The sequence below is a fragment of the Halorubrum halodurans genome, assembly GCF_002252985.1.
Taxonomy (GTDB): Archaea; Halobacteriota; Halobacteria; order Halobacteriales; family Haloferacaceae; genus Halorubrum; species Halorubrum halodurans.
Genome location: NZ_NHPJ01000116.1, coordinates 1 through 8,070, shown reverse-complemented (window position 1 = coordinate 8,070; position 8,070 = coordinate 1). Strand labels below are relative to the sequence as shown.

7 protein-coding genes and 1 pseudogene are annotated in these 8,070 nt (G+C 71.2%); 1 reads left to right on the top strand and 7 read right to left on the bottom strand.

Annotated elements, in window-relative coordinates; genetic code table 11:
• Positions 1–61: 61 nt before the first annotated feature.
• The 5 genes from DJ70_RS13540 to pyk all read right to left on the bottom strand — a co-directional run bounded on the left by DJ70_RS13540 (position 62) and on the right by pyk (position 5,497).
• Positions 62–817 (bottom strand): Lrp/AsnC family transcriptional regulator, encoded by a 756-nt coding sequence (locus DJ70_RS13540; protein ID WP_094533860.1) that lies wholly within the window; start codon positions 815–817, stop codon positions 62–64.
• Between the two features lie 105 nt (positions 818–922).
• Entirely contained in the window at positions 923–2,305 is a 1,383-nt protein-coding gene (locus tag DJ70_RS13535) for an APC family permease (RefSeq protein ID WP_094533858.1), read from the bottom strand.
• A 163-nt stretch (positions 2,306–2,468) separates the two neighbouring features.
• Positions 2,469–3,116 carry an NfeD family protein gene (locus DJ70_RS13530; protein ID WP_094533856.1) on the bottom strand — a complete coding sequence of 216 codons (648 nt, stop codon included), beginning with the start codon at positions 3,114–3,116 and terminating at the stop codon, positions 2,469–2,471.
• A gap of 326 nt (positions 3,117–3,442) precedes the next feature.
• The gene (locus tag DJ70_RS13525) at positions 3,443–3,673 is read right to left on the bottom strand and encodes a DUF7312 domain-containing protein (RefSeq protein WP_094533854.1); all 231 of its coding nucleotides are present in this window, start codon (positions 3,671–3,673) and stop codon (positions 3,443–3,445) included.
• Positions 3,674–3,739: 66 nt separating this feature from the next.
• Complete coding sequence (pyk, locus tag DJ70_RS13520) at positions 3,740–5,497, bottom strand: pyruvate kinase (RefSeq protein WP_094533852.1); 1,758 nt, start codon at positions 5,495–5,497, stop codon at positions 3,740–3,742.
• A 287-nt stretch (positions 5,498–5,784) separates the two neighbouring features.
• Here pyk and DJ70_RS13515 point away from each other — a divergent pair, with 287 nt between their 5' ends.
• Entirely contained in the window at positions 5,785–6,687 is a 903-nt protein-coding gene (locus tag DJ70_RS13515; protein WP_094533850.1) for a DUF7351 domain-containing protein, read from the top strand.
• A gap of 22 nt (positions 6,688–6,709) precedes the next feature.
• Here DJ70_RS13515 and DJ70_RS13510 read toward each other — a convergent pair whose 3' ends face one another.
• Both DJ70_RS13510 and DJ70_RS13505 read right to left on the bottom strand, forming a co-directional pair.
• Positions 6,710–7,636, bottom strand: a complete 927-nt coding sequence (locus DJ70_RS13510) for a sulfide-dependent adenosine diphosphate thiazole synthase (RefSeq protein WP_094533848.1) — start codon at positions 7,634–7,636, stop codon at positions 6,710–6,712.
• Positions 7,637–7,917: 281 nt separating this feature from the next.
• A pseudogene (locus DJ70_RS13505) lies at positions 7,918–8,070 on the bottom strand (KH domain-containing protein); the annotation flags it as partial.

Genomic DNA, 8,070 nt, shown 5'->3' with positions numbered 1-8,070 from the left:
GGCGGACGGCGAGACGGGAGACGGGAGGCGGGAATCGACGTAGCGGCCTCCGGCGGGGCGGTCACGCCGATGCGTCGGGATCCCGGAACGCGGCGAGCGCCTCGTCCGCGGCGGCGGCCCGCGGGATCAGCGTGACGACGTCGTCCGGCTCGATGACGGTCGCGTCCTCTGGCCGGACGACCCGACCGTCCCGCTCGATCGAGATCAGCACGACCCCGTCGTCGAGGGTCCCGCGCTCGCGGGCGGTCTCGAGGGTGGTTCCGGCGATCGGTGCTCCCTCGGCGACGGCGACCTCGAACACCTCGGTGCCGTCGCCGAGCGTCACGAGGTCGGTCGCCTCCGTCGCGCCGGAGGCGTCGTCCGGGCCGAAGGCGGCGTACGGGCTCCGGATCTCCGTTTGAACGAGCTCCTCGTCCTCGATCCGAATGTCGAGCTCCGAGAGCGACCGCGCGATCTCCCGGAGGTCGCCCGTGTCGTTCCCGACGGCGACGACCTGGAGGTCGCGTCGCCCGGCCATCAACACGCGGACGTTGATCACGCCGGGGATCGACCGGGCCGCCAGCGCGAGCCGCTCGCGCTCGGCCGCGGGGACGGTACACATGTACAGCGAGGTCAGCCGCCCGTCGGCCCGCTCGAAGTCGACGGTGGCGGCGTACCCCCGGATGACGCCCTCCTCCTCGAGTCGGTCGATCCGGTTCCGGATCGTCGCGGCCGAGACGTTCAGGTCCTCCGCGATCATCGGCGCGGAGGTGTTGCGCGCGTCCTCCATCAGCGCGTGGACGATGCGTCGGTCGATCTCGTCCAGGCGGTACGTCACGGCCGACCCTCCGTGCGGCGCGTCATGTCCGATCCTCCGCGGATCCGCGGCTTATCCGTTGTGCCTCCGGACCCGTGGACGCGTCGGCGGCGACCGTCGCGGGAGTCATTTCGGCTCCGTCGAGGCGATCCCGTCGTCCTCCTCGCCGCGACGACGGTGGATGATGGTGCCGAGCGCGCCGGTTCGGTCGGTCCGGGACCGGCCGTAGAGGAGGTATATCAGCGCGCTGCCGACGACGATCCCGACCGCCCCGAGGATCGGCAGCGTCCCCATCTGCGTGAGCAGCCCGAGCCCGGCGAGGAAGCCGAACAGCTGGACGTAGGGGTATCCGGGGGCGGTGAACTCCGGCTGGTACGAGGGAACGTCCGAGACGCGAAACGCCACGAGCGCCAGGTTCTCGAACGAGAAGACGAGGATCTGGAAAGCGCTCGCCAGCTTCGCGAGCTCGATGACCGGGACGAACGCGATGAGGGACAGAAGCAGCGTGCCGGTGAGAAGCACCGAGTTGCGCGGCGTCTTGAACCGGGCGTCGATCCGGCCGAGTCCCGACGGGAGGAGGTCGTCGCGGCTCATCGCGAGCGGGAACCGCGAGGAGGACAGTATGCCGGCGTTCGCCATGCTGGTGAGCGCCACGACCGCGATGACGGAGACGAAGACGACGCCGAACCCGCCGAGGAGCGTGCCCGCGCCGTCGGCCATCGGCGTGAGCGAGGCCGACCCGCCGGGACCGCCCGCGGTCAACACGTCGGGGTCGCTCAGGCCGACGATCGCGCCGACCACGGCGACGTACAGGACCGTCATGACCGCCATCGACCCGAGCATCGCCCGCGGGAGGTTCCGGCCGGGGTCCTTCACCTCCTCGGCGACGCTCGCCACCTTCGTGACGCCGGCGTAGGAGACGAAGACGAACGCCGCGGCGGTGACGATCCCCATCCGGCCGTGGGTCGTGAGCGGCGTGTACGACGCGGAGTCGACCGCGAACCCGGCGTTGACGGTGTACGCCAACAGCCCGACGACGACGACGCTGACGACGACCGCCTGGATCGTCCCGCTGAGTTTCGTTCCGGAGACGTTCAGGACGACGACCAGCGCCCCGAGCGCGAGCGCGACGTACACGACCGCGGCCTGGGGGATCGGCGCGAAGAGGAGGAGGTACGCCCCGAGGCCGACGAGGGCGAACGAGCTCTTGAACACGAGCGAGAACCAGGCGCCGATCCCGGCTATCGTCCCGAAGAGGGGACCGAGCGCGCGATCGATGTAGAGGTACGTCCCGCCGGACTCCGGCATCGCCGTCGCCATCTCGGCCTTCGACAGCGCCGCGGGCAACACGACGAGCGCGGCCAACAGGTACGCGAGGACCACCGCCGGTCCGGCCTTCGCGTAGCCGAGCGCCGGCAGCACGAAGATGCCGCTGCCGATCATCGCCCCCATGCTGATCATCATCGTCGGGAACAGCCCGAGACTCCGATCCAAGTCGTGCTCAGTCATGTGTATACTGTACAATTACGCTTCGCGGGTATACTTCCTTCGGATCGCGAAACGTACTGCGGCCGAAATTCCGTATTCGAAAACGCGGACGGCCGTCGTTCCCCGTGGCGGCGGTCGGCGGCGGGGCCGTCGCCGAGCGACGACCCCGCCGGCGGCCACGCGCTCAGCCCGTTCGTTCGGGTTCCTCGGTCTCGACGGCCGACTCGTCGGCCGCGTCGGCGTCGGCGGCGTCCCGCGCGCCGCCGTCGGCGTTCGCCTCGGCGTCCTTCCGCGCCCGGTCGGCGGCGAGCTCGCGGTCGATGTCGTCCTCGACGTACGCCATCGACTCGACGGTGACGACGTTGCCGCCGCCGGGGTCGACGACCATCACCTCCTCGCCCTCCTCGATGGTTCCCTCGATGGAGCGCGCCGAGTAGTGGGGGTTGAAGCCGCCGCCATCGAGTTTCACCTGGCCGCCCCGCGGGGTCACGGTCTCGGAGACCGTGCCCGTTTTCCCCTTCAGGCTGTCGCTGTCGCTGGTCTGGGCCTGCCCCTTGCCGCCGTAGAGGTCGAACTCGTGGTAGCCGTAGAAGGCGGCCGCGCCGACCACGACGGTGAGAAGGGCCATGGCGAACACCAGACCGCCGAAGGCGACGCCCACCGTCGAGAGCAGCAGCCCGCCGAGTCCCGCGCCGATGAGCGCGATGCCGACGACGATGAAGTTCGCGCCCGGCGCGAGCGCCTCCGCCATCGCCAACAGGAGCCCCGCCGTCAACAACAGCAGGGGAAGCGTGTCCGGACCGATCAGGTCCGCCTGTAGGAGCACGTCCATGCCCCGCCGTACGGCTGGGAGGCGGATAAGTGATGGTACGAGACGGAGACGAGCCTCGCGGCGGCGCGGGATCGTTCAGCGACAGGAGGGAGTCACCGATTCGCGGCGGCGCGCCGGTGAGCGCCCAGGGGGCGCGAACCCGCCCGCGAGGGAGTCGGGCGGCCGGAGCGACGCGGAGGACGGCCGACAGGGCGAGAGCGAAGCTCTCGCTTGCAGCCGGACGTAGTCCGGCGACGAGGCCGGGGAGGCCTGAGGTGCGGGGCGGCCGCGGTCGGATGGGACGCTGGAGAGGTGTTCGCGATCCCGTATCCCCTCGCTGCCGACGGTCAGAACCCGAAGACGAACACGCCGACGACGAGCGCGACCCCGAGGACGACGAAGACGGCGTGTTCGGCGTCGATGGAGCCCGGTTCGATCGGCTCGTCCGCTGGCGTCGCGGTGTCCTCCGTCACCCCGTCCGGCCCCACGTCGTCGACGCCGAAGCGCCACTCCCGACCCTCCTCCTCGTCGTCCGATCGGACCTCGTTCGCCCGGCTTCGGGTGTCGTCGCCGCTCATACCCGTCGTAGACGCGTGCGGGATAAATGGCTGGCGGGCGCGGTCGGTCGGGGACGACTCGGGCCCCTACCGCCGCCTGGCCGGGGCGATCACGTCCCCGTCGTACACGACGCCGCGCTCGCCGTCGAGCGTCAGCGTGGTGCCGTCCGTCACGGCGTCCGGCAGCGTCACGCCGGAGATCATCGGCACGCCCAGCTCGCGGGCGACGACCGCGGGGTAGCCGGTCATGCCGGGCCGGGCGTCGACGATGCCGGCGATCCGGTCGAGGTCGCCGACGAACTCGCCCTCGAAGTCGGGACCGAGCGCGACGATCGAGCCCTCGGGGACCGCGGAGAGGTCGCCGTCCGAACTCCGCCGGACCGGCGCGGCGACCCGGCCGGCGACGACCGCCTTCCCGGTGGCGACGGTCTCGGCCGCGATGTGGACCTTCAGCGTGTTCGTGGTGTTCGTCCCCTCCAGTTCCGTCAACATCCCGGAGAGGACGACGAGGGTATCGCCGGAGGCGGCCGCGCCGGTGTCGAGCGCGGCGTCGACCGCGTTGTCGAGGACGGCCTCCATGTCGTCGGCGTACGCGGTGGTGACCGGCTGGACGCCCCACGAGAGCGCGAGCTGGCGGCGCACCCGGTCGTCCGGCGTGGTCGCGACCACGGGGACGCCGGGGCGGAACATCGCCGTCTTGCGGGCGGTGTAGCCGGACTCCGAGACCGCGACGACGGTCGACGCGCCGATGTCGCGCGCGAGATACCGCGCCGAACGCGCCAGCGCCTCGGTGCGGGAGTCGTCGGCGGCGGTCGGCACCCGCTGTTCGCGGGTCTCGGCGTACTCCTCGCTGGTCTCGACCTCGCGGACGATCCGGTCCATCGTCTCGACGACCCGGACGGGGTGGTCGCCGATCGCGGTCTCGCCGGAGAGCATCACCGCGTCCGTCCCGTCGAGGACCGCGTTGGCGACGTCGGAGGCCTCGGCGCGGGTGGGTCGCCGCGAGCGGACCATCGAGTCGAGCATCTCGGTCGCCGTGATCACGGGCACGCCCTCGTCGACGCAGGTGCGGATGATCCGCTTCTGGATCATGGGGACGTCCTCGAGGGGACACTCGACGCCGAGGTCGCCGCGGGCGACCATCACGCCGTCGGCGGCGTCGACGATGCCCTCGAGGTTCTCGACGGCCCCCGCGCGCTCGATCTTCGCGATCACCGGGACGTCGTCGCCGCCGTACTCCTCCAGCCGGTCGGCGATCCGGTAGACGTCGTCGGCGTCGCGGACGAAGGAGGCGGCGACGAAGTCGGCGTCGGCGCGCGCCGCGAGGCGGAGCTCGTCCTCGTCCTTCGGCGTGACGAGGTCGACGTCGATCGCGACGCCGGGGAGGTTGACCCCCTTCCGGGAGCCGAGCTCGCCGCCGGAGACCACCCGCGCGACGACCGACCCGTCCTCGACCCGTTCGACGCGGCACTCGATCCGGCCGTCGTCGAGCAGGATCGTGTCGCCGGGGGTCGCCGCCGCGATCGAGTGGGTGAGCCCGACCCGCTCGGGGGTGGCGTCCTCGCCCTCGTGAAACGTCACCTCGGCGTCGGTCGGGAGGACGACCGGGTCGTCGATCTCCGCGGTGCGGACCTCGGGGCCCTTCAGGTCGACCATCACCGCGAGCGGGTCGTCGACCGCGTCGTCGACGTCGCGGACGCGCTCGATGACGTCCTCGCGGTGGGCCGTCGTTCCGTGGCTGGCGTTGAGTCGGGCGACCGACATGCCCGCGGCGGCGAGGTCGCGGATCGTGTCCCGGTCGTCCGACGCCGGACCCAGCGTACAGACGATCTTGGCGTTTCGCATACGGCCAGTTCGGCGCAGCGCCGGAAAAAGGCATGCGGTCGAGCCGCGGTCGAGGCGAGCGCGCAGAGTCCGGAAGAGGCGCCCGAGCGACCGTACGACGTCGATATCGCCCGTAACGATCGGGGACGATCACGACGGATACGCCGGGGGTGACCCGTCCCGTCGGATCTCCCGCGGAAGTCGACACGGCCGGACGCGGCCCGCGGGTGTCGGCTCCGGGTCCGCCCCGCAGGAAGTGTCACTCGGAGCGAAATACATAAACGCTTACTACCACACCGGGCGGACGAATGGACAGCATCGCCGCGGTCCGGTCTCGGGACGCGATCGCGTTCTCCGTGCTCGACAGCGAGGTGAGGCTCGCGATCCTCGACTCGCTGTACGAACGGACGGTGGCGTCCGGACCGCTCGCGGGCAACGCGGCCTACTCGACGATCCAGGCCGACGTGGGCGTCGAGGACAGCGGTCGGTTCAGCTACCACCTCGACAAGCTCACCGACCAGTTCGTCACGAAGACCGAGAGCGGGTATCGGCTCGCGGAGCCGGGGCGGGAGGTGATCCGGCTCCGACGGACCGGCGTGTTCACCGCCGACCCGACCCTGGAGCCCGAGCCGGTCGACGGGGAGTGTTACCTGTGTGGGGCCGGCCTCCGCGCCCTCTACCGCAGGGGATACCTCGTGACGCGGTGTCCCGACTGTGTCGGCCTCATCGACCACGAACTGGTCGACGACGGCACGCTTGCGTCGGTCTCGTATCCCCCGTCGGGGGTGACGGGCGTCGACATACAGACCGCCTTCGAGCGGTCACACCGCCGGTCCGCACACACTTTCCGGGCGATGTCGGCCGGGTTCTGTCCGAACTGTGGACACGACGTGACGGCCACGCTCCCGCCCGCGGACGGCGATCGTCCGGGGGACGACGGCTACGGGTTCCGCCACGTGAACCACGACGGGATGGTTCGGTTTGCCTGTGACCACTGCGGCTGTCGGCACATCTCACACCCGCTGTACGCCACCGACGACCGGGAGCCGATGGCCACGTTCTTCACGCGGAACGGGATCGCCCCCGGCTGGGAGCGTATCGCCGCGGTGATGCCGTGGTCGGTCACCGTCGCCGGCGCGGACCTCGTCTTCGAGACGCCCGACGGGGTCCGGTTCCGGGTCGGCGACGACCTCGACGTCAGGCGGGAGTGAGTCCCCGCGAGCCGCTCCCCGGTCAGTCGTCGGCGGGGGCGGGTCGCGAGGAGAGCCGCACGTCGCCGGCGTCGACGCCGAGCTCGTCGAGCGCGGCCTGTGCCGCGCGCTTGCCGGAGACCAACATCGCGCCGAAGGTCGGCCCCATCCGCGGGAGCCCGTGGGCCGTCGCGACCGCCATCCCGCTCGCGACGAGCCCGTCGTGGACGACGCCGGTGTGCTCGACGACCGCGTCCTCGCTCTCGCCGACCCACATCGAGTCGTGGCCCGGCGAGTCGTGGCCCGGCGCGCCGTACTCGTCGTCGCCGGTCGCGTCCATTCCCGCGTCGTGCTCCCTCGCGTGGGAGATGCCGGGCGCCTCGAGGACCCCTCGCTCGTCGAGCTTGGAGATCGCGACCGCGTCGTGGCCCGTGGCGTCGATCACGACTTCGGACTCCACCGCGATGGGATCGACGCAGGTGATCTCGCGCGGGAGCGCGTGGACGGGCGTCCAGTTCATCACGATCCCGCCGACGCGGTGGTCCTCACGGACGACGAGGTCGGTGAACTCCGTCATGTTCTGGACCTTGGCTCCCGCGTCGCAGGCCGCCTTGATCAGCCCCGAACACGCCTCCGGCCCGTTGGCGACGTAGAGGTCCTCGACGCCCTCCGCGGGCTCGAAGTCGACGCCCAGATCCGCGAGCACCTCCTGGGCGGGGTCGCGGACGGTCACCTTGTTCATGAGGAAGCCGCCGAGCCAGAAGCCGCCGCCGAGGTAGTTGTTCTTCTCGACGACCATCACCTTCACCCCGCGCTCGGCGAGCTCTTTCGCCGCCATCAGCCCGGACGGGCCGCCCCCGACCACGATGACGTCGCTCTCGGAGAACTCGAGGAACTCGTCCGACCAGTCCTGGCCGATGGCGCGCGTTACGTCCGTCTCGCTCACGTCGCTGAAGCCGTCGAAGTCCATGGTACGACCTGGTGGTATCACTGGGTGATATTAATCGTTGTGGTCGGTGTGGTTCGAGTACCGATCAGCCGTGGTTCGGTGCGGTGGCGCGCCTCCGAGTGCCCCGCAGGGGCACGAGGAGTCCGCGAGGGACGCGGCGACTGAAAGGAGCCGCAGCGAGGCGCTCCGCGCCTCTGGCAGCCGGCGGCGAAGCCGCCGGCGACGAGGCTGGGGAGGCGTGAGGGGCGGGGCGACGGACCGACCACGCCGCGATCGGGCGGAGGGGGTTCCCCGCGGAGCGTCTACCGCGGCGCGTTGAAACTCACGTCGTCGTTCAGCTCGTTGGACTTGCGCTCGAGGTACGAGTACACCGCGCCGTGGGGCGCGCCGTCGAGGAGCATCCCGACCGCACGGCGGACGACCTGAAGCTCCTCCGGCCCCCCGACGGCGCCGAC